Below are 18809 nucleotides of genomic sequence, written 5' to 3'. Positions count from 1 at the left end.
AAGGAAACTTGAGAAACCTGGAATCAACTGCATCTTCTCTTGAACTGTTGGCCACTGCCTTCAACGGAATATCCCGTCAAAGCTACGGTAAAGCCGAATTCTGTCGAAGGCTCAATACTTGATGACGAAGTAAAGCGCCTGCTGACACTCATGTTAACTTGTACGCATTCGTTGCGGTAGGTGACGCCAAGCCCGTATCGGATCGGCTCGGATTCACTAATATCATATCGGGCGAGGGCCTGGGTCAGCCAGTTTTGGTCGATTGTATAGCGCCCGTCCAAACGTATTTCCGATATCTCGTCGTCGATATTTTCATCCGGGTCGGGTTCTTGCCAGACGTAACTTCCTACGATCCCAACGGTTTCCCTTTGCCAGGCCGCGCGCATCTCGGCCTTGGCGAAGCTGAAATCGCCGTTCAACAGACCGCGCCCCGCGAGGGACCAACCATTGGCGGTTTGCAGCTGCCCGGCCAGCAACAGATCGGACGAGGTTCCCTGCAAGCCCGAGGTCAGGTTGAACTCGGGGTCTGCATCTGCGCGATAGACCTGCCCGACTGTAACCAACGCACGGCGACCATTGCCCGCATATCGGGACCAGTTGAGCCCGAATACGCCCGTGACCCCATCCTCGCGCCTGTCGGGCGCGGGAAAGCGCGACAGGGACAAAAGGTTCCCTTGGTCGAATTCCTGAAAGGTGCTTTCATCCAGCGGCACATCATTGGTCGAAACCTGGGTCCAACCGACCTGCGCAATCGGCTCCAGCACCTGTGTTGCCCCGCTTTGTTCGCGGCGTGCCATCGGATAGCGCAGGGTCAGCGCGGCGCGCGGCGTGGTGCGCGTCACCTGATCGGGAAAATTGCTGTCATGGCGAATGTTGAATGTGTCCACAGACGCACCCAGTTGCGCGTCGGCACGCAGCCCGGATGCAAAAGTCCAGCTGCGAAGCCATTCCGCATCGAATGTCGCCCGTGCGACGTCGCGGCCCAGCACGTCTTCGTCGCTGGTGCGCTCATGCGCGTGGGTCTCGACGCCTAGCCGTACTTCGCCTCCGACCGATTTGGGAAACAGGCGTTTCTCGTAGAACAGATCGAAGATGCGCGATGGGATTTCATCCTGATCTTCACTGTCGCGCAGGGTTTTGAAGTGGATAAAGCTGGTGCGGAATGCGGTATCGCGCTCGTACCGTTCCAATGCAATTTCACTGCGCAGGCGGTCGAATTCGGGCAGGCCATAATCGGCCAGATACGCGTCGTCCGAGGTGGTTTGCAGGTTGAAACTGAGCAGATATCCGTCGTTAAGCCCAAAATATCCGTTTGCAAATAAGAACCCGCGATCCTCACCGGGTTCCAGGTCGTCACGTGTATACGCGCCATCAATTTCGATCCGCCCCCGCTTGAACGCTTGCCGATAACGGTAGCCCAGCGTTTTGGTTTCGGGCGAGATATAAGGCGTCAGCGTCAGATCCCGGTGATCACCCAACTTGAAGAAATAGGGAACCTGAACTCCGGTCCCAAGCTGCGACGTCGTGCGGATCGACGGCACCAGAAACCCCGTGGCGCGGTCCAGCGTCGGATCGGGAAGGCGCAGATAAGGGAAGTAGAAGACAGGCAGGTCCAGAATCCTGAACTGTGCGCCTTCGAAGTATAGTTGCCGCTCCAGCTGGTCATGCGTGACTTTCCGCGCCCGGATCTGCCAAAGAGGCGGCCTGCCGTCCGAACAAATATGACAGGATGTGGCCGAGACCTTGTCGAACTGCGTATACCGTCCGCCCGCACGTTTGGCCTGAACGGATGCGATCTGCACCTGCTGTTCGAACACCATCCGCGCACCTATCAGCAGGCCGTTTTGGATGCCGCTGTCCAACGTGGCCGAATCCGCCAGAATCGTGGTTGTCCCGGCCTGATCAATGCGCACGGGGCCTTCCAGATTCAGCTCGCCGGTGTCGCGGTTATACGTGATCCGGTTGGCGGTGACTTTGGCGTCGCCCTGAAACGCCTCGACATTGCCCTCAGCCACCAGAACGCGGTCGGGGGTGATAAAGATCTTGTCGGCCACCAGCAACGCCGGTTCATCCTGTTGCTCCTGATCCTGCACTGGGGCGGCTGTGGGCTGTGCTTGCGCTGTCGCAGCTACGGGCAGTGTGAGCGCGACGGCACCAGACAACAATAAACGCGCGAAAAGACGCATCAGCCGTCCTCCGCGTGTAAAAGGAGGCCGAGCGACAAAAGAATGGCTGCAAATGGCGGAGCCCAGGCCGCGACGAAGATAGGCAATTGTCCGTTTTCTCCCAGAATTTGGGCAAAGTTTCTTACGAAGTAGATGGCGAACCCCAGCAAAACCGCCGACAGTACGGCGATCCCGGTGCCTCCGAACCTTACATGGCGCATTGTGAAGGCGGCCCCGATCAGGACCATTGCCACTAGAAAGAAGGGCCGGGCAAGCTGAACTTGCAGCCAGACCTCATATTGTTTGGTCGAAAACCCCGCTTCACCCAAATCGCGGATCAGTTCTGGCAGGTCATAGACCGACACGGATCCCTGATCGCCCAATGTATCCAGAATACGCTGACGTGTGAGCGAGGTCGGAATCTCCAGCCTTTCATGCTCTGCCGCGTTGGTTTCAGGATTGACGCCTTGGATCAACGGCCAAACCTTTGCGTTGCTGAGGATCCAATTCCCGTCCTTAAGTTCAGCCGCGTCTGCTTGGATCTGCTGGTTCGGTGTCCCGTCAGGTGAAAAGGTGATGATCGTCACCTCGTTCAGGACCAAAGTGTTCCCATTTGCGGTGCCCCGCGCGTGGATCACCGATTGTCCATTGCGCGAGCCCTGTCGCAACCACAGGCCTTCGCTGCTGATCGAAAAGGCCGAACTTCCGTTGTTGCGGTAGCTGTCGGACAGGCGTTGATATTCCTCGGACGTGGCAGCCGCAATGGGATTCAGCAGGGCGACCGCTCCTGCGCCGATGACCAGCGCCAGCGTGGCGGGCGCGAGCAGCGCGCGAATGCCTGACCGACCGATGGCGCGTGTCACCACCAGCTCCGAACTGCGGGCCAGACCGACAAAAAGCGCGATTGTGGACAGGATCACCAAAAGGGGCAGCATCTCGCTGATGGCAGCGGGGGTATTCAGCAGGGTCAAATGCAGCAACCGTCCGAAGGACAGGTTTTCGTCGTCAAAGCGGCGCACCTGTTCGATCAGGTCGATCAGAATCAGCAGGGTCAGGAAAATCGCGCCGATGACTAAAAAACTCTGCATGAAGCGGCGGGCGAAGTAGCGGTCGAGGATCATAGCACCCATCCTGCCGGACCAATATTTGTGGGAGGCAACGGGTCGGACACACCGCGGGCCGCGCTTATATGCGACGGCATATGCCTGCCCCGTCTTACCACTGCACTCTCCCACCAACCTGCCGGAATTTTTTCGCGACTGTACTGCAAATGCCTGTCGGGGAAAACTGCTATCTGGTCAAGCCGGGCAGCGCGGGCTAGGTCTTGGGAAACAGATTTTCAGGAGTTCGCCATGAGCAGTCTTATCCCGATCCAGTTTCAGTCTTTCGACATCGACGTAATGGCACAGGCCGAGGGGCGCGTGGCGATAATCATCACGGACGATGGTAAGATGGGCCCAGCAGCACGGCGTGCCAATCGTCTGACCCGTGGAGCCGTCGCACGACTGGTGGAAAGCGAACGCTTCGGCAAGGTGAAAAGCGGTGACGTGATCACGCTGGCTTGGCCCGGAGGAATGGTGGCCGAGGCACTGGACATCCTGATTCTGCCCCGCCGTCCTGATCCGGCCGAGGCCCGCAAGGGCGGTGTTGCGCTGGCCAAACTGGCAGGCGGCAAAGCGCTATTGGTCATGGCGGCGAACCAGATTAGGACCGAGGAACTGGCCCTTGGTATCGCCCTTCGCAGCTATGATTTCGATGCGCACAAGACAAAAGATGCCGACGCGGCCGCTCCGGTCACGATCGCGCATCAAAAACCCGATGAGGTCGAGGTGGCATTTGCGCCGCTCTACGCCATTGCCGACGGCGTGCGGATGACGCGCGACTTGACCAATGAGCCTGCAAACGTTCTGACCACCACCGAATTCGCCGATCGCTTGGTCGAAATGCAGGAACTGGGCCTTGAGGTCGAGGTTCTGGAAGAGGACAAGCTCGAAGAACTGGGGATGCGCACATTGCTGAGCGTCGGGCAGGGCTCGGTTAGCCCCTCGAAGGTTGTGGTGATGCAGTGGAACGGTGGCGACAAGGGCGATTCTCCGCTGGCGCTGGTGGGCAAAGGCGTTGTGTTCGATACCGGCGGGATTTCGTTGAAACCTGCGGGTGGCATGGAAGACATGACCATGGATATGGGCGGCGCAGGCGTTGTCGCTGGCACCATGCGCGCGCTGGCCAAGCGCAAGGCCAAGGCCAACGTGGTCGGCCTAGTTGGGCTAGTCGAGAACATGCCCTCGGGCAATGCCACGCGTCCGGGCGATGTCGTCAAGTCCATGAAGGGCGATACAGTCGAGATTATCAACACCGATGCCGAGGGCCGCTTGGTCCTGTGCGACGTGATGTGGTACGCGCAAGAACGCTTCAGCCCTGTAGGCATGGTCGATCTGGCGACCTTGACCGGTGCGATCATCATCGGTCTGGGGCATGAGAATGCGGGCGTCTTCTCGAACAATGATACGTTCTGCGAAGCCTTCCTGAAATCCGCCAAGGCCGAGGATGAGGGCGCGTGGCGGATGCCGCTTGGCCCGAAATATGACGAGATGCTGAAGTCGCGCATCGCGGATATGAAGAACGTGGGCGGACGGCCTGCGGGCTCGATCACGGCGGCGCAGTTCCTGCAACGGTTCGTGAAAGAGGAAACGCCGTGGATTCACCTGGATATCGCTGGTGTCGCCTCGGTCGCGTCCGAGACGTCCTACGCGCCAAAAGGGGCAACGGGATGGGGCGTGCGGGCGCTGAGCCGGTTCGTGCAGGACAATTTCGAGTAATCGGATGGGGGCTGTCTATTTCTACCACCTGACCCAACGCCCGCTGGAGCACACTTTGCCGGCGTTGCTGGACAAGGCGCGTCAGGCCGGGTGGCGGATTGCCGTGCGGGGCACTGATCCCGCACGGATGGACTGGCTGGATGAAAAACTGTGGCTGGGGCCCGAGGATGGGTTCCTGCCGCATGGTCTTGCGGGAGGTCCGCATGACGCGGATCAGCCCATCTTGCTGACCACCGGCCCGCAGGCTGGCAACGATCCGGCTTGTGTGATGGCCGTTGACGGTGCCGCTGTTGCCCCGGACGAAGTGAACGCGTTGGAGCGGGTATGCATCCTGTTCGACGGCAATGATGAACAGGCGGTGCAGCACGCGCGGGGGCAGTGGAAAGCACTGACTGACGCAGGTTGTTCGGCGCAATACTGGTCCGAGGCTTCGGGTCGATGGGAGAAGAAGGCCGAGGCTTAGGCCCTGCCGTACAGATTTCAGGAGAGTGATAAATGGAAATGAAGCCTTTGGGCCGCACCGGCATCATGGTGACCGATCTATGTCTTGGGACCATGACATTCGGAACCCAGACATCCGAGGCGGACGCCCACATTCAGATGGATATGGCGTTGGAGGCCGGGATCAATTTCGTCGACGCAGCCGAGATGTATCCGGTTAACCCGATCTCGGCCGAAACGGTGGGGCGCACCGAAGAGATCTTGGGGAACTGGAACGCGGCAAACCCGTCGCGCCGCAGTGACTATGTGCTGGCGACCAAACATTCAGGAGCAGGGTTTACGCATGCGCGGAACGGGTCTCCAATCTCTGCCCAAACCATTCCAGAGGCGGTCGAGGGATCCCTGCGGCGGTTGAAGACGGACTGCATCGACCTTTACCAATTTCACTGGCCAAACCGGGGCAGCTACATGTTCCGCCAGAATTGGACCTTTGCGCCGGCAGGTGACAACACCGACGAAGTGCTGGCCAACATGCAGGAGTGTCTGGAGGCGCTGCAGGTGCAGGTGAACAAGGGCAATATCCGCGCCTTTGGCCTGTCCAACGAAAGCGCTTGGGGCACCGCGCAATGGTTACGCTTGGCTGAGGCAGGGGCGGGGCCACGGGTGGCTTCGGTTCAGAATGAGTATTCACTGCTTTGTCGGCATTTCGATACCGATATGGCCGAGTTGAGCGTGCATGAGGATGTGGGATTGATGGCGTTCTCACCTTTGGCTGCGGGGTTCCTGACTGGTAAGTATCAGGGCGGTGCGGTGCCCGACGGATCGCGCATGTCGATCAATGCCGAGATGGGTGGGCGCAAGTCAGATCGTGTGTTTGACGCGGTTGCGGCCTATCTTGATATTGCAGATCGGCATGGGCTGGACCCGGTCCAGATGTCGCTAGCATGGTGCCAGACACGGAAGTTCATGTTGTCGGCAATATTCGGGGCCACGACGGTCAAGCAACTGGAACGTATCCTTGCGGGTAAGGATCTTGAGTTGTCCTCGGAAGTTTTGAGCGAGATCACCGCGGCCCATCGCGCCTTTCCGATGCCGTACTAGGTTTCGCGGTGGGTCGGGGGCTCTGCCCCCGCCGCCCTTTACGGGCGTCTCCCCCGGGATATTTTTGGCCAGATGAAAGCGGATCCGGTCAGTGATGGGTGGGGTGCGCGCGTTCTTGTCTTAGGTCACGGGCCGACAGGCCGTGGGCCGTGCGGAAGGCGCGGGCGAAGCTTGATTGCGAGGCAAAGCCTGTGGCTAGTGCTACGTCCATCAGCGGCATGTCAGTATCTGTGACCAGACGGCGGGCCTCGGCCAGGCGCAGTTGCAGGTAGTGGTCTTGCGGCGTGGTGTTCAGGCGCAGGCGGAATTGCTGTTGCAGGGTGCGGGGGCTGGTACCCAGTGTCTCGGCTATGTTGGTCAGCGGCAGGGGGTTATCCAGCGCGGATTGCATCAGGCTGTTGGCTTTGGCCGTCAGCGCTGTGTGGCGGTGTGGGGCGCCGGTGCGGCTTTGCGGTTTGCTGGGGTCGGGCGCGCCGTCATAGAGGAATAGGCCCGAGACGCGTGCGGCGAAGCCTGCGCCGTGGCGGGCGGCGATGATATGCAGCATCATTTCGACCGCTGGGATTGCGCCGCCTGAGGTGAGGCGGTTTTGCGAGACAGCGAACCGGTCGGGGCGGACGTCGACTTCGGGGAAACGGGCTGCGAAATTATCCAGATCTTCCCAATGGGTTGTTGCGGCGTGGCCGTCCAGCAGGCCTGCTTCGGCCAGTAGCCAGGGGCCTCCGTCGATGCCTGCCATTGTGGCGCCGGTGTTTGCGATCCGGCGTAGTCCAGCCAACAGACTGGGGGTTGCGTGGCGCGCCAGTTGGAAGCCTGCGACCACGATCATCAGGTCGCAGCTTTGCAGGCGCGCCAGCGGGATACCCGGTACGGTCAGTGCGCTGGTCAGCATCGCGGGCTCAGGCGTGGCAGTGACATAATCCCAGTCAAAGGCGGGGCGATCGGCCAGACGGTTGGCTGCGCGCATGGGGTCTACAGCGGATGCAAAACTAAGCGTGTTGCAGTCGTCCAGCACCAGCACAGCCGTTTTCAGGGCGCGATGTTCGGGTTGGAGGATGTTTTTTGCGGATTTCATCAAGTTTGATTCGCATTCTGGCAAGTGTTTCCACAAGGCTGCGTCAGAGTCGCAGGCAACGCAAATCGATTGCCGGGGAGAAGTCTGGGGAAAACTCAGGGCAAAACCGGGTATAAGCTGGGGAGAACGCCATGCCTTTGGAAATGAACCGCGAAGTATTTGTCACCTGTGCCGTGACCGGCTCGGGCGGAACGCAGGATCGCAGCCCGCATGTACCGCGCTCGCCGCAGCAGATTGCCGACAGCGCGATTGCGGCGGCCAAAGCAGGGGCGGCGGTGGTGCATTGCCATGTGCGCGACCCCGAGACCGGCGCACCCAGCCGACGGCTGGACCTGTATCGCGAGGTGACGGACCGGATTCGCGATGCGGATGTGGATGTAGTGCTGAACCTGACGGCCGGGATGGGTGGGGATATCGTGTTCGGCGGCGTCGAGAGCCCGTTTCCGGTGGCTGAGGGCACCGATATGATCGGCGCCTCCGAGCGCGTCGCACATATCGCGGAATGTCTGCCTGAGATTTGCACGCTGGACTGCGGCACCATGAACTTTGCCGAGGCGGATTACGTCATGACCAACACCCCAGGCGCGCTGCGGGCGATGGGGCAGATGATGACAGATATGGGTGTGAAGCCCGAGATTGAGGCTTTTGACACCGGTCATCTGTGGTTCGCCAAACAGTTGGTGAAAGAGGGAATTCTGGAGCCGAACGCTCTGGTTCAGCTGTGTATGGGGGTGCCGTGGGGCGCACCGGATGATCTGAACACTTTTATGGCGATGGTGAACAATGTGCCTGATGACTGGACGTTCAGTGCGTTTTCCTTGGGGCGGAACCAGATGGCTTATGTGGCGGCTACTGTGCTTGCGGGCGGCAACGTGCGTGTGGGGTTGGAAGACAATCTGTGGCTGGACAAGGGTGTTCTGGCTGAGAACTGGCAGTTGGTCGAGCGTGCGGGGACCATCATTGAAAATATGGGCGCTAAGGTCATTGGGCCTGCTGAGGTACGCAAGAAGCTCGGTTTGACCAAGCGCGCGCCGGTGGCGAAGTAAGCGTGATTGGGGGCCAGCCCCCAAACCCCCGAGGTATTTTTAGCCAGATGAAGAGGCGGATCGACGTGAAAACAGCGGCAATCATTGGTGGTGGTGTGATCGGCGGCGGTTGGGCCGCGCGGTTTTTGCTGAACGGGTGGGATGTTCGGGTTTTTGACCCTGATCCTGAAGCTGAGCGCAAGATTGGGGAGGTTCTGGACAATGCGCGGCGTTCGCTGCCGGGATTGAGTGATGTTCCGTTGCCACCCGAGGGTTCTCTGAGTTTTCATGAAGATATGGTTGAGGCCGTGCAGGGCGCGGAGTGGATTCAGGAAAGTGTGCCCGAGCGGTTGGATCTTAAGTTGAAGGTTTACAAGGGGTTGCAGGAGGCGTGTGATCCGGGCGCGATCATTGGCTCGTCGACCAGTGGGTTCAAACCTTCGGAATTGCAGGAGGGTGCGTTACGGCCCGAACAGATCGTTGTGACGCATCCGTTCAACCCGGTGTACTTGCTGCCACTGATCGAACTTGTACCGACGGACAAGAACCCGCCTGAGATGGTCGAGCGTGCGCAGGGGCTCCTGAAATCGGTGGGGTTCTTCCCTCTGCACATCAAAAAAGAAATCGACGCGCATATCGCTGACCGGTTCCTTGAAGCGGTTTGGCGCGAGGCGCTGTGGCTGGTCAAGGACGGCATCGCCACCACCGAAGAGGTGGACGAGGCGATCCGTATGGGGTTCGGCATCCGCTGGGCGCAGATGGGCCTGTTCGAGACCTACCGCGTGGCCGGAGGCGAGGCCGGGATGCGGCACTTTATGGCTCAGTTTGGGCCAGCGCTGAAATGGCCTTGGACCAAGCTGATGGATGTGCCCGAGTTCACCGATGAACTGGTCGATATGATCGCCGATCAGTCGGATGCGCAATCGGGGATGCATACGATCCGCGAACTGGAGCGCATCCGCGACAATAACCTCGTGGGCATGATGCGCGCGCTCAAGGCGCAAAACTATGGCGCGGGGGCGGTACTGAACCAGCATGATGCGATGCTGAAACCCGGTGCGTTGCCTACGATCGATCAGGCTGATCTCAGCCAACCGATCCTGACCTTGTCGCGCGCTGTGCCGCTGGATTGGACGGACTATAACGGCCACATGAACGAGGCGCGTTATCTAGAGGCCTTTGCCGCTGCTACCGACCGGTTCATGGAGGTTATTGGCTGCGACGCGGACTATATCGCCTCGGGCGGCAGCTACTTCACCGCTGAAAACCACATCCGCTATGTGGATGAGGTTCATGCAGGCGCAAAGATACAGGTGCGCACGCAGATGCTGTTGGGGCAGGGCAAAAAACTGCACGTTTTCCACAGTATGTATGAGGGCGACAAACTGCTGGCCACGGGTGAAAGCTTTCTGCTGCATGTCAGTCTAGACACCCGCCGTCCAAGTGCTCCGTCGCCACAGATCGAGGCGGCCATGGCCCGCATTGCCGAGGCGCAGGCCGGGTTGCCTTATCCCGAAGGCGCGGGGGCGGCGATCCGTAAACCTGCATGAGCGGGCGGGTTCTGATCACGGCCGGGGCCTCGGGCGTCGGCCGGGCCATGGCCGAGGCGTTCGACGCCGTTGGGGCGCAGGTCTGGGTCGCCGATCTGGATGCGGAGGCGTTAAGCGCGTGCCCAGAGCATTGGAAACGGTCGCAGGTGGATGTGGCGGATGAGCCCTCGGTTGCCGCCCTGTTCGCCGAGATTGCGGCGCAATGGGGTGGGCTGGATACGCTCTGCGCCAATGCCGGGATCGCCGGACCGACGGCGTTGGTCGAGGATGTGGCGCTTGACGAATGGCGTGCCTGTCTGGCGGTCAACCTAGAGGGGGCGTTTTTATGCGCAAAATACGCGGCACCGATCCTCAAGCGTCAGGGCAGTGGGGCGATCATCATCACTTCGTCTACGGCCGGGCAATACGGATATCCCAATCGCGCGCCCTATGCGGCGGCGAAATGGGGTGTCATCGGACTGGCCAAAACGCTGGCGATGGAACTTGGCCCTCACGGCGTGCGTTGCAATACGATCTGCCCCGGCGCGGTCGAAGGCCCCCGGATGGAGGGCGTTCTGGCCCGCGAGGCCAATGCCAAAGGCATGACCCGCGATCAGGTGTATAACGGCTATGCCGCAGGTACCTCGATGGGGCGGTTTGTCGAGGGGCGCGACATTGCCGATATGGCCGTGTTTCTGGCGTCAGACGCGGCGCGGCTGGTTTCTGGGCAAGTGATCGCGGTGGACGGGCAAACCGTCAACCCCGACCCCAAGATTTAGCCCTGATTGGGACCACGAATCTGGCGGATGGTCTGGCGGACCGCCTGCCAATCCTGTGCCTGTTGCATATTTCCGGCGGCCTCGCATTCACGCATCTTCTGCGCAGCTTCCGCCTCGGCTCTGTCTCCGTGGGCGGAATATAAGGCCCGTGCGTATTGGGCGGTTTGCATTGCGTCCATTCCTGTGCTCCTCCGTTCATAATCGGAATGCGAAAGGGTTCGCGCCCAGTGACGTTAGCACAGGATTGAGTTCAACGCATACTGTCGCGTAGCGCGCGCAGATGGCCGGGAAAATCCCGCGCGGTGACGTCGGCCTCGCGGACCAGAGTGTCAAAATGGCGGGTGAACGTTTCGATCCGGTCACGGTCGCGGAACGCCATATAGTGGCTGCCCGCATAGAACACGCAGAGCAAGGGGCCAAAGATCGTGACTGGTGCCGAATAAAGCCTTTTTGCATCAAACAGATAGATGCGCAGGCGCGGGTAGAGTTGGTCGCACAGAGCAAGTAGATGGTCGATCTGATCCTGACGTGTTTGCAGATCCAGCCCTCGGTAATATCCCGTTGCGCTTGCGAAGCTTTCGATTTCAAACAAAGGCATGGCAATTTCGTAGTCCGACTGCGCTCGGCGCATCCAGGTCAACCGGTCCTCAGATGCGCCGATGGCCTGATCTGCCGTCCGCCCCAGATGCGGTGCATACTCCCATTCCAGCACGGCGCGGGTCTTTAACATGTCCGGCAAAGTCGCTGGAACATAACGGATTTTGTATCCGGCGGCCTCTTGATGCCATTCGAATATCCGCTCATCCACCAACGCGCGGGCGGCCTCAGTCACAGTTAGCGCACCCGCCAAAAGTTCAGCCGCGCTTTCAGGTCGGTCCGAGAGCGACAGGAGCCAATCCGCCGAAACTCCCAGCGCTGACGCGCAGCCGCCAACCACATGCGCATTCGGCAAACGCGCTCCATCGCCGGTCAGCAGTTGCGACACGGTCGAGCGATCTACGCCGATGTTTCGCGCCAGAGCACTTTGGCTCACGTGCCGCTCCTCCATCGCGCGGGCAAGGCGGAGGCGGAACTGTGCGGCACGGTCTCGTTTGTCGATATTTTCGGACATGTGTTTGGTTTTATCACAAATGATGAATTTTGTTAATCACATTCAGAATGTTCACCATCTGCGTGATCCGTAATTCTTAAGCCATAACAAAAATATGGGTGACGGAATGGAGACACGACGCAGATCAGTCGTGAAGGCCGTATTGTGGAATGCGGAGGGCCTTGTGGTGATGACCGTTGTGGGGTTGGTCGCAACCGGCTCAGCCGCGATCGGGGGCGGTTTGGCTTTGGTCAACACGGCCATCGGCCTGACGCTCTACGTGATTTACGAACGTATATGGGCAGGTATCTCATGGGGCCGCAATGTCTGAGCGTGCAGGGCCTGAATGGGGCACCCTTGCCCTGATCCTTGGGTGCTATGGGGCGTGGTCGGCAATGCTGTTTTATTTGCCGGTTTGGGCCGCTGTGCCATTGGTGGGCGTCGTGGCGGCACTGCATTCTTCGCTGACGCATGAAGCGATCCACGGCCACCCCTTTCGGCAAAAGGCGTTGAATGAGGCGTTGATGGCGTTGCCGTTAACGCTGTTCATTCCGTACCGCCGGTTCCGCGACCAGCATCTGGCACATCATCGGGATGCGACGCTGACCGACCCCTATGACGATCCCGAATCTAACTATCTGGATCCACAGGTCTGGGCAGCTCTGCGCGGTTGGCAGAAACGCTTGCTGGCAGTGAACAATACGTTACTAGGGCGCATCGTGTTGGGTCCGGCCATTGGTCAATTTGTGTTCATACGGAATGAGTTACGGTCCGTTTTGCAACCAGATATCCTGCTTGCCTGGGCATTGCATCTATGCGGAGTTCTGGTGGTGCTGTGGATTGTGTCGCTGTCGCCCATGCCAATCTGGGCCTATGTACTGGCTGCATATCTGGGGCTAGGCTTGGTGAAGATCCGAACCTTTCTTGAACACCGCGCCCATGATCGGGCTTCGGCTCGTACGGTGATCATCGAAGATCGAGGGCCCTTGGCCTTTCTCTTTCTTCACAACAACCTGCACGTGGTTCATCACATGAATCCAGCGGCGCCGTGGTACCGGTTGCCCGCCTTGTATCGCGCAGGGCAAGACACGTACTTGGCGCGGAACGAGGCTTATGTCTATCGCTCTTACGCGCAGGTGTTTCGGGCCCATTTCCTAAAGGCCAAGGATCCGGTGCCGCATCCGCTCTGGCCAAAGGGGTAAATTGCGGCCACAAGGGGCGGTATGAGCCTCTGGATACCTGTCACCATCGCCGCCGCCTCGTTTCAGACCGTGCGGTTCATGCTGCAAAAATCACTGAGCAGCGTGAAATTGTCCGCCGCAGGTGCGACCTTTGCCAGATTTGCCTATTCGATGCCGTTGGCCGTTCTGGCGCTTTGGGCTGCACTGCAACTCAGCGAGTTGTCTTTGCCTTCGATGCCACCCCTGTTCTGGCTGTTCGCGACCATTGGCGGCACAACGCAGATCTTGGCAACCATCTGTGTGGTCTCCTTGTTCAAGCAGCGCAACTTCGCGGTCGGAATCACGTTCAAGAAAACCGAGGTGATCCAGACCGCTGTCGTCGGTTTCCTTGTGCTGGGCGACCAGGTTTCAGCCGGAGCGCTAGTCGCCATTCTGATGGGCCTGACCGCAGTTCTGCTGCTGTCGAAAAACCCCGGAGGGGACGGTGCGTGGTGGAAACACCTGACCAATCGCGCGTCACGGCTGGGGCTGGGGTCGGGGATTCTGTTCGCCTTTTCCTCGGTCAGCTACCGGGGCGCATCGCTACAGCTTGGCGAGATCGACGCATGGTTCCGCGCATTGGTGACGCTGGCCGTTGTTGTGACATTCCAATTCGTCAGCATGGGGCTGTGGCTGCTGTGGCGAGACCGCGCCGAACTGCGTGCGGTGTGGGAGACGCGGCGCACCGGCGTCTTCGTAGGCCTCACCAGTCTAAGCGGGTCGTTTTGCTGGTTCTTCGCCTTCACATTGCAGAATGCGGCTTATGTGAAGGCGTTGGGGCAGGTTGAACTGATCCTCAGCCTGTTCGCCTCGATCCTGTTCTTCCGCGAAACCATCACCCGGCGCGAGATCGCCGGGATGGCATTGCTGGGGGCCTCAATCCTGGCCCTGGTGCTAACGATTTAAGAGGCGTCCGCCTCGGCTAGCGCCGTTACGCCTGCGCGGCGTTCGTCAAAGCTCAGCGCTATGAAGCTGGGCAGGTGATCACCCATGCCAACAACCGCCGGACCTGAATCGGTGCGGCGACCACGGCCACGCAGTTCCTTGTCCTTTCGGCGGTCCGCGTCCTTCTTGCGCTCGGGTTTTTTGTCGACCTTTGCCTCGTCGACCGGCTTAATCTTTTTCGCGCGCTTGGGCTTTTCGTCCTTGGGCTCTTCCTTGACCGGATTGTCGAGCCGGGGAATGTCCTTCTGGATCAGCTTCTCAATCGCATCCAGCGCCTTTTCATCGCGGCCCGAGCAGATCGTGATCGCCTTTCCCTCGCGCCCCGCTCGACCGGTGCGACCGATGCGGTGAACGTAATCCTCGGCATGGCCGGGGACGTCAAAGTTGAACACATGGCTGACCGAGGGGATATCCAACCCCCGTGCGGCCACGTCCGAGGCCACCAGCAGGCGCAGTGAGCCGTCGCGGAATCCGTCCAGGGTTTTCATGCGCTGCGACTGATCCAGATCGCCGTGAATGGCGGCGGCGTTATAGCCGTATTTCTTCAGCGATTTCGCGCAGATATCCACATCCGTCTTGCGGTTGCAGAAAATGATCGCGTTGGTGCAGCCTTCACCCTCGGCGTCGATCAGCGCGCGCAGAACCTTGCGCTTGGCGCTGGCCTCGCGGTCGCGGCGGCCACCTTTGAACATGACCACGCCCTGTTCGATCGTCTCGGACGCGGTGGCCTGACGGGCAACCTCGATCCGGGCAGGGGCAGACAGGAATGTGTCGGTGATGCGCTCAATCTCGGACGCCATGGTGGCTGAGAAGAACAGCGTCTGACGGGTGAACGGGGTCAGCGAGAAGATGCGCTCGATATCGGGGATGAACCCCATATCCAGCATCCGGTCGGCCTCGTCCACCACCATGATCTGAACGCCGGTCAGCAGCAGTTTGCCACGTTCGAAATGGTCCAGCAGGCGGCCCGGAGTGGCGATCAGAACATCCACGCCCCGGTCGATCAGCGCTTCCTGTTCCTTGAAGCTGACACCGCCGATCAACAGCGCCTTGGTCAGTTTCAGGTGCTTGGTGTAGGTGTCGAAATTCTCAGCCACCTGCGCGGCCAGTTCCCGCGTCGGGCACAGCACCAGCGAGCGCGGCATCCGAGCACGGGCGCGGCCACGGGCCAGCAGAGTGATCATCGGCAGCGTGAAGCTGGCGGTTTTGCCGGTGCCGGTCTGCGCGATGCCCAGTACATCCTTGCCCTCAAGCGCAGGTGGAATCGCTCCGGCCTGAATCGGGGTGGGGGTTTCGTATCCGGCTTCCTCAATGGCTTTGAGGACCTTTGGGTTCAGGTTCAGTTCGTTAAACTTTGTCATGTATGTCCGGTTTTTGCGGACACTCGACCTGGCCCGCGCGTATGAAGGTGTGCCGGGCCCGGATGGCCATGCGTATCCCGCGCATTTCGGCTGAGGCGGGACATAACAAAAACGTTGGGCAGGGTCAAATGAAGAGGGTTTCAGACCCCTGTGCTCCGATACTGTGCAGATTTAATGCAACAATTCAGATGCTTCCGGGGAAATGTTTCGCAAGCTTCCGGTCCAGATCCAGTGGCCGATGCCGGATCAACCCGTGTTGTTCAAGCCGTGCCCGCACCTCGGGGTGCGCGCCGCTGATCTCATCGAAAAACGCGCGCAAACCGTCGACACCGTCCTCGCTTTCGATCCAGCTGAGCAGTTCGTTCATGTTCATCCCGCCCTCATCCCGCGGGACATTTGGCGTCATTCCGGGTTTGTATGACCCACGCTCAAGTCGGAACCGGTAATGCGCCAGCCAGTGATCCCAATCCGGGGCGTGCCGGTGGCAGAGCGCAGCCTCGGCAAGTTCCGCTTTGCAGATCAGGCGTTCCCCATGCTGGAACAACCCGTGAATGCGGAAGTTGATGCCTGGCAAACCGGTGCGAGCAAACACCTTGCCTTGCAGGTGACTGAGAAACCCACCCTTCACGAAAGCCCCATAGTTGGGATAGAGCGCCTGCACCGTTGCGGCACGATCAGGCCCGGACGGGATATAGGCTTTGTACAGGTCCTTGGCGTCGGCCACTGCCTCTTCCGGGCGTACGCGGATATAAGGGGTACCCTGCGCGACCTCGTCCAGCAGATCGGCTACCGGGCGGTCGGGCCACAGAAACTCGTCCAGATCAATATGCAGCAACCAGTCTTCGCTGGCCTTTCGGTAAGTGAATGAAGCGTTGGCTGTCTGGCGCACCTGGTGCTTGTCGGGGCGCTCCCGCTTACGATTGGCCCAGAACCCGTCGTCGCAATTGCGGACCTCAACCTTTGGATGCCGGTTCAGGGCGTTGAAGGCCTTGGGGCAGGGTTCGTCCAGATAGACATGCATCCGATCCACCCCAAGGTCGAGGTGATAGGCCACTAAACGCAGGATGTCCGGGGCCGTCCCCCGTACCGTCGAGACAGTTCCCCAGGTCGGTTTAGCGCCCATGCGCGGCCCTTTGGCCGGTCACGTCATCATTTCCTTGGTCGCAGTCAGGGTCAGGTCAGGATAGTCCCGCACCACCCGGTCGATATCCCATTGCAGACGTGTCAGGTAGACGATGTCGCCGTCATGATCATGCGCGATGTGCTGCTTGTTGGCGTTGACGAACTTGTCCACCGCCACCTTGTCACCACTGACCCAGCGGGCGGATGTGAACTGAGACGCCTCAAACCGCACGGGCAGGCCGTATTCCATCTCGATCCGGCTGGCGAGCACTTCGAATTGCAGCGCGCCGACGACACCCACGATAAAGCCCGACCCAATCGAGGGTTTGAACACCTTGGCTGCGCCTTCCTCGGCAAATTGCATGAGTGCCTTTTCCAGGTGCTTGGCCTTCATCGGGTCGCCCGCACGCACGCCTTGCAGCAATTCCGGCGCGAAGGACGGGATGCCGGTCACGCGCAGCGCCTCACCTTCAGTCAGCGTGTCGCCGATGCGCAGCTGGCCATGGTTGGGGATGCCGATGATGTCACCGGCCCATGCTTCATCCGCTAGTTCGCGATCCGAGGCCAGAAACAGCACCGGGTTCGAGATTGCCATGGGCTTCTTGGACCGCACATGGGTCAGTTTCATGCCGCGTTTGAAATGGCCCGAGGCCATCCGTACAAAGGCCACCCGGTCGCGGTGCTTGGGGTCCATATTGGCCTGAACCTTGAAGACAAAGCCTGCGACCTTCTTTTCATCCGGCGCGATCTGACGTGGTTCGGCCGATTGCACTTGCGGCTGCGGGCCGTAAGCGCCGATGCCCTCCATCAGTTCTTTGACACCGAACGAGTTGATCGCCGAACCGAACCAGATGGGGGTCATATGCCCCTCAAGAACCGCCTGCGGGTCCAGCGCGGGCAGCAATTCGCGCGCCATCTCGACCTCTTCCAGCAGTTTCTCAAGCAAGTGCTCGGGAACATGTTCGGCTAGTTTTGGGTCATCCAGACCGTCGATCTGAATGCTCTCGGCTACCTTGTTGCGGTCGGCGCGGTCCATCAGTTCCAGCCGGTCGCGCAGCATGTCATAGCAGCCGATGAAATCGCGACCCACGCCAATCGGCCACGCGGCGGGCGTGACGTCGATGGCCAGCATTTCCTGAATCTCGTCAATGATCTCGAACGTATCGCGGCTTTCGCGGTCCATCTTGTTACAGAAGGTCAGGATCGGCAGATCGCGCAGGCGGCAAACCTCGAACAGTTTCTGCGTCTGGCTTTCCACACCTTTCGCGCCGTCGATTACCATGACGGCGGCGTCCACGGCAGTCAGAGTGCGATAGGTATCTTCCGAGAAATCGCTGTGGCCGGGCGTGTCCACCAGATTGAACCGGAAGTTCCCATAATCAAACGACATGGCCGAGGCGGAAACCGAGATACCACGATCCTTCTCCATCTGCATGAAATCCGAGCGCGTGCGCCGCGCCTCACCCTTAGCGCGCACCTGACCGGCCATCTGGATCGCGCCGCCATAAAGCAGGAACTTTTCCGTCAGCGTCGTTTTGCCCGCATCAGGGTGCGAGATGATCGCGAAGGTCCGGCGACGGGCGATCTCGGGCGGCAGGGTGGGTTGGTTCGAGGTATCAAGCATATTCGCGCGTATAGGCGGGGAATCTTGCCGAGGCAAGACAAAGGGGGTGGTTCGAATCATACACCTGTGGCAATAGGAACATATAGTGAACAAATAGTGGAGAGAGACAATGAATTTGAAAGAGATTGCCGACGAGCTGGTCGCAGGTTGCCGCGAGGACCGCGCCAAGGAAAATCTTGAGAAACTCTATGCTGAGGATGCCGTCTCGGTCGAAGCGCAGGATTTCATGGATATGGGCCGCGAAACCCACGGTCGCGACGCGATCCGGGGCAAACATGAATGGTGGGAAGGCGCGCATGAGGTTTCCGGTGCCTCGGTCAGCGACCCGATGCCCCATGGTGAAGACCGTTTTGCCGTGATCTTCGAGGTACAAGGTAAGGTAAAAGAGACCGGTGAAGCCTTTGATATGAAAGAAGTTGGTGTCTATCACGTCGCAAATGGCAAGATCGTTCGGGAAGAGTTCTTTTACTGATATTGCTTGAAATCTGGTCTTCTCTGTCTGGCCGGTGCTAG

Annotated in this window: 18 protein-coding genes; 10 read left to right on the top strand and 8 right to left on the bottom strand. The window is 59.7% G+C overall.

Features of this window, described 5'->3' with window-relative positions; genetic code table 11:
* Positions 1–23: 23 nt before the first annotated feature.
* Both ACR3E7_RS06440 and lptG read right to left on the bottom strand, forming a co-directional pair.
* Entirely contained in the window at positions 24–2186 is a 2163-nt protein-coding gene (locus ACR3E7_RS06440; RefSeq protein WP_170788715.1) for an LPS-assembly protein LptD, read from the bottom strand.
* On the bottom strand, positions 2186–3286 hold the full coding sequence (gene lptG / locus ACR3E7_RS06435) for an LPS export ABC transporter permease LptG (RefSeq protein ID WP_170788714.1): 1101 nt from the start codon (positions 3284–3286) through the stop codon (positions 2186–2188). Before lptG ends, ACR3E7_RS06440 begins: the two co-directional genes overlap by 1 nt.
* Positions 3287–3517: 231 nt before the next feature.
* Here lptG and ACR3E7_RS06430 point away from each other — a divergent pair, with 231 nt between their 5' ends.
* From ACR3E7_RS06430 to ACR3E7_RS06420, 3 genes are read left to right on the top strand one after another with little or no spacing between them, the layout of a single operon-like run.
* Entirely contained in the window at positions 3518–4984 is a 1467-nt protein-coding gene (locus ACR3E7_RS06430; protein ID WP_480502492.1) for a leucyl aminopeptidase, read from the top strand.
* Between the two features lie 4 nt (positions 4985–4988).
* Positions 4989–5447, top strand: a complete 459-nt coding sequence (locus ACR3E7_RS06425; RefSeq protein ID WP_170788712.1) for a DNA polymerase III subunit chi — start codon at positions 4989–4991, stop codon at positions 5445–5447.
* Positions 5448–5479: 32 nt separating this feature from the next.
* Positions 5480–6526, top strand: coding sequence for an aldo/keto reductase (locus tag ACR3E7_RS06420; RefSeq protein ID WP_170788711.1), 1047 nt, complete (start codon positions 5480–5482; stop codon positions 6524–6526).
* A gap of 88 nt (positions 6527–6614) precedes the next feature.
* On the opposite strand, the gene ACR3E7_RS06415 is transcribed toward ACR3E7_RS06420, so the two are convergent.
* A complete protein-coding gene (locus tag ACR3E7_RS06415) occupies positions 6615–7601 on the bottom strand; it encodes a GlxA family transcriptional regulator (protein ID WP_480502491.1) in 987 nt (328 codons plus the stop codon).
* A gap of 131 nt (positions 7602–7732) precedes the next feature.
* On the opposite strand from ACR3E7_RS06415, the gene bcoG reads away from it, so the two are divergent.
* Genes bcoG through ACR3E7_RS06400 form a run of 3 tightly spaced genes read left to right on the top strand, consistent with a single transcriptional unit; the run spans position 7733 to position 10934 of the window.
* Complete coding sequence (gene bcoG / locus ACR3E7_RS06410; protein WP_480502490.1) at positions 7733–8647, top strand: 3-dehydrocarnitine:acetyl-CoA trimethylamine transferase BcoG; 915 nt, start codon at positions 7733–7735, stop codon at positions 8645–8647.
* 47 nt (positions 8648–8694) lie between these two features.
* Positions 8695–10176 (top strand): carnitine 3-dehydrogenase, encoded by a 1482-nt coding sequence (locus ACR3E7_RS06405; RefSeq protein ID WP_480502489.1) that lies wholly within the window; start codon positions 8695–8697, stop codon positions 10174–10176.
* Positions 10173–10934, top strand: coding sequence for an SDR family oxidoreductase (locus ACR3E7_RS06400; RefSeq protein ID WP_480502488.1), 762 nt, complete (start codon positions 10173–10175; stop codon positions 10932–10934). Before ACR3E7_RS06405 ends, ACR3E7_RS06400 begins: the two co-directional genes overlap by 4 nt.
* On the opposite strand, the gene ACR3E7_RS06395 is transcribed toward ACR3E7_RS06400, so the two are convergent.
* Positions 10931–11113: a hypothetical protein gene (locus ACR3E7_RS06395; protein ID WP_170354385.1), complete on the bottom strand. Its 183-nt coding sequence runs from the start codon at positions 11111–11113 to the stop codon at positions 10931–10933. The genes ACR3E7_RS06400 and ACR3E7_RS06395 overlap by 4 nt on opposite strands.
* A gap of 71 nt (positions 11114–11184) precedes the next feature.
* A complete protein-coding gene (locus ACR3E7_RS06390) occupies positions 11185–12045 on the bottom strand; it encodes a helix-turn-helix domain-containing protein (protein ID WP_480502487.1) in 861 nt (286 codons plus the stop codon).
* A 106-nt stretch (positions 12046–12151) separates the two neighbouring features.
* Here ACR3E7_RS06390 and ACR3E7_RS06385 point away from each other — a divergent pair, with 106 nt between their 5' ends.
* From ACR3E7_RS06385 to ACR3E7_RS06375, 3 genes are read left to right on the top strand one after another with little or no spacing between them, the layout of a single operon-like run.
* Positions 12152–12355 (top strand): DUF2061 domain-containing protein, encoded by a 204-nt coding sequence (locus ACR3E7_RS06385; RefSeq protein WP_480502486.1) that lies wholly within the window; start codon positions 12152–12154, stop codon positions 12353–12355.
* A complete protein-coding gene (locus ACR3E7_RS06380) occupies positions 12348–13226 on the top strand; it encodes a fatty acid desaturase (protein WP_480502485.1) in 879 nt (292 codons plus the stop codon). Before ACR3E7_RS06385 ends, ACR3E7_RS06380 begins: the two co-directional genes overlap by 8 nt.
* A 21-nt stretch (positions 13227–13247) precedes the next feature.
* Positions 13248–14150: an EamA family transporter gene (locus ACR3E7_RS06375; RefSeq protein ID WP_480502484.1), complete on the top strand. Its 903-nt coding sequence runs from the start codon at positions 13248–13250 to the stop codon at positions 14148–14150.
* On the opposite strand, the gene ACR3E7_RS06370 is transcribed toward ACR3E7_RS06375, so the two are convergent.
* From ACR3E7_RS06370 to ACR3E7_RS06360, 3 genes are all read right to left on the bottom strand, one after another.
* Positions 14147–15550 (bottom strand): DEAD/DEAH box helicase, encoded by a 1404-nt coding sequence (locus ACR3E7_RS06370; protein ID WP_480502483.1) that lies wholly within the window; start codon positions 15548–15550, stop codon positions 14147–14149. The two genes, ACR3E7_RS06375 and ACR3E7_RS06370, sit on opposite strands and share 4 nt — an antisense overlap.
* A gap of 184 nt (positions 15551–15734) precedes the next feature.
* Positions 15735–16673: a glycosyltransferase family 2 protein gene (locus ACR3E7_RS06365; RefSeq protein ID WP_480502482.1), complete on the bottom strand. Its 939-nt coding sequence runs from the start codon at positions 16671–16673 to the stop codon at positions 15735–15737.
* A gap of 18 nt (positions 16674–16691) precedes the next feature.
* On the bottom strand, positions 16692–18296 hold the full coding sequence (locus ACR3E7_RS06360) for a peptide chain release factor 3 (protein WP_170782518.1): 1605 nt from the start codon (positions 18294–18296) through the stop codon (positions 16692–16694).
* Between the two features lie 109 nt (positions 18297–18405).
* Here ACR3E7_RS06360 and ACR3E7_RS06355 point away from each other — a divergent pair, with 109 nt between their 5' ends.
* Complete coding sequence (locus ACR3E7_RS06355) at positions 18406–18768, top strand: nuclear transport factor 2 family protein (RefSeq protein WP_170774396.1); 363 nt, start codon at positions 18406–18408, stop codon at positions 18766–18768.
* Positions 18769–18809: the final 41 nt, after the last annotated feature.

The organism is Ruegeria sp. BK1 (genome assembly GCF_056535645.1).
Note: the sequence above shows the minus strand (reverse complement) of the source record. Positions and strands in the feature narration are given on the sequence as shown.

Excerpts from the sequence above, each read along its gene's own strand:
- ACR3E7_RS06440 (WP_170788715.1), bottom strand. The coding sequence starts at position 2,186 with ATGCGTCTTTTCGCGCGTTTATTGTTGTCTGGTGCCGTCGCGCTCACA.
- lptG (WP_170788714.1), bottom strand. The coding sequence starts at position 3,286 with ATGATCCTCGACCGCTACTTCGCCCGCCGCTTCATGCAGAGTTTTTTA.
- ACR3E7_RS06430 (WP_480502492.1), top strand. The coding sequence starts at position 3,518 with ATGAGCAGTCTTATCCCGATCCAGTTTCAGTCTTTCGACATCGACGTA.
- ACR3E7_RS06425 (WP_170788712.1), top strand. The coding sequence starts at position 4,989 with ATGGGGGCTGTCTATTTCTACCACCTGACCCAACGCCCGCTGGAGCAC.
- ACR3E7_RS06420 (WP_170788711.1), top strand. The coding sequence starts at position 5,480 with ATGGAAATGAAGCCTTTGGGCCGCACCGGCATCATGGTGACCGATCTA.
- ACR3E7_RS06415 (WP_480502491.1), bottom strand. The coding sequence starts at position 7,601 with ATGAAATCCGCAAAAAACATCCTCCAACCCGAACATCGCGCCCTGAAA.
- bcoG (WP_480502490.1), top strand. The coding sequence starts at position 7,733 with ATGCCTTTGGAAATGAACCGCGAAGTATTTGTCACCTGTGCCGTGACC.
- ACR3E7_RS06405 (WP_480502489.1), top strand. The coding sequence starts at position 8,695 with ATGAAGAGGCGGATCGACGTGAAAACAGCGGCAATCATTGGTGGTGGT.
- ACR3E7_RS06400 (WP_480502488.1), top strand. The coding sequence starts at position 10,173 with ATGAGCGGGCGGGTTCTGATCACGGCCGGGGCCTCGGGCGTCGGCCGG.
- ACR3E7_RS06395 (WP_170354385.1), bottom strand. The coding sequence starts at position 11,113 with ATGGACGCAATGCAAACCGCCCAATACGCACGGGCCTTATATTCCGCC.
- ACR3E7_RS06390 (WP_480502487.1), bottom strand. The coding sequence starts at position 12,045 with ATGTCCGAAAATATCGACAAACGAGACCGTGCCGCACAGTTCCGCCTC.
- ACR3E7_RS06385 (WP_480502486.1), top strand. The coding sequence starts at position 12,152 with ATGGAGACACGACGCAGATCAGTCGTGAAGGCCGTATTGTGGAATGCG.
- ACR3E7_RS06380 (WP_480502485.1), top strand. The coding sequence starts at position 12,348 with ATGTCTGAGCGTGCAGGGCCTGAATGGGGCACCCTTGCCCTGATCCTT.
- ACR3E7_RS06375 (WP_480502484.1), top strand. The coding sequence starts at position 13,248 with ATGAGCCTCTGGATACCTGTCACCATCGCCGCCGCCTCGTTTCAGACC.
- ACR3E7_RS06370 (WP_480502483.1), bottom strand. The coding sequence starts at position 15,550 with ATGACAAAGTTTAACGAACTGAACCTGAACCCAAAGGTCCTCAAAGCC.
- ACR3E7_RS06365 (WP_480502482.1), bottom strand. The coding sequence starts at position 16,673 with ATGGGCGCTAAACCGACCTGGGGAACTGTCTCGACGGTACGGGGGACG.
- ACR3E7_RS06360 (WP_170782518.1), bottom strand. The coding sequence starts at position 18,296 with ATGCTTGATACCTCGAACCAACCCACCCTGCCGCCCGAGATCGCCCGT.
- ACR3E7_RS06355 (WP_170774396.1), top strand. The coding sequence starts at position 18,406 with ATGAATTTGAAAGAGATTGCCGACGAGCTGGTCGCAGGTTGCCGCGAG.